Here is a 1,179-nt window from a genome sequence, read left to right as displayed (position 1 = left end):
CACTTAACAAGACATTCGGTATCTGAAAGGAGCTTTTCGAAATGCGTTGGAATTCCTGCTGCTTGCAATTTGGACATAATGAACGCATTGAACTTATTATTCACCATGCCTTTACGATCTAGTTGCTCTACTTTTTTGCCATCAAATGCAGAGGTATCATCACGAAATACTAGAACCATTTTATCAGGGTCATCTGTACGAAAAACAGATTTGGCTTTTCCTGCATACAGCTCTTGTCGCTTTTCCATTAGAAGGTCTCCGGTTTGCTTGTGTTAAATTGTTCGTTATTTTAAAAATTTTTTAGCGAAGAAATAGGATGTTAACTGCTGATTTTTTGCAACAGAAACATCGATCACCAAAAAGTCACCCGCCGCTTGACGCTCTATTTTGTAGGGATAGATTCGCTCTTCCCAAGTAACATCATCTAAGTTTCGGCGATATACATTAAAAAGTTTTTGCGTTTTACCTTTACCAACAGGCACTTCTAAAGCGACTACATCACCGACTCTGGCGATTTCATCCTCAGGAACAACAGCCAATTGGTTTCCTTCGCCTATTAAATATAACCCGGCATCAAGAATTTTTTGTTGGGCCTGCTTAGCAGTCACTTTTTTTCCTAGATAAGCGGCAAACATGCCAGATCCATTAATCCAGATTGGTGATGGGTCAACCTGCTTGTTACTTTCGGACAAATACGCTGAGTTTTGATCAAGCTTGCGCCCAATGGTTCCCCATAATTTGATCGCCATACCATAAGTATTCAAATCGGTAGCTGGACTTACCCACTCACCAACCTGACCCTCTTCTGATACTTCACGCATCTGCATCTTAACTAAAGTGGAAGCATTTTCTTGAGGAAGCAAGACAAATGAGAAAGCAGTTTTACTCGGGTAAACTCGGGTTATTTTACTCCATAAGGAACGCCAACGGCCTTGCTCTACCAATGGAATCGGTGTTGTTACAATCCTGGAGTCAGTATCAGTTGCTAGAGGAGCTTCTGACACGTCAAAGCTAGACATAAAATCTTCAATGATTTTTTTACTTTGTCTAACATCGGCAGGAAAAACATACTCAACCGCATCCTGTTTTTCTGTCATGACAACTTTGGCCATGGACTGATACAAGAAAGGGGCTCTTGGCGCCACAAATTCTGTCTTTTGTTGCAAGTCTGCTACGGCT

2 protein-coding genes are annotated in these 1,179 nt (G+C 41.2%); both read right to left on the bottom strand.

The genetic code is table 11. The features are described from left to right. Positions 1 to 248: phosphoribosylaminoimidazolesuccinocarboxamide synthase (locus tag ABJF11_RS00885; protein ID WP_348117250.1), on the bottom strand; the 248-nt coding region annotated here is incomplete at its 3' end. Positions 249 to 284: 36 nt separating this feature from the next. Next, positions 285 to 1,179 (bottom strand): hypothetical protein (locus ABJF11_RS00880; RefSeq protein ID WP_348117249.1); only part of this gene is annotated, 895 nt, incomplete at its 5' end.

It is taken from the genome of Reichenbachiella sp., assembly GCF_039941815.1.
In the GTDB taxonomy this organism is placed as follows: domain Bacteria; phylum Bacteroidota; class Bacteroidia; order Cytophagales; family Cyclobacteriaceae; genus Reichenbachiella.
Note: the sequence above shows the minus strand (reverse complement) of the source record. Positions and strands in the feature narration are given on the sequence as shown.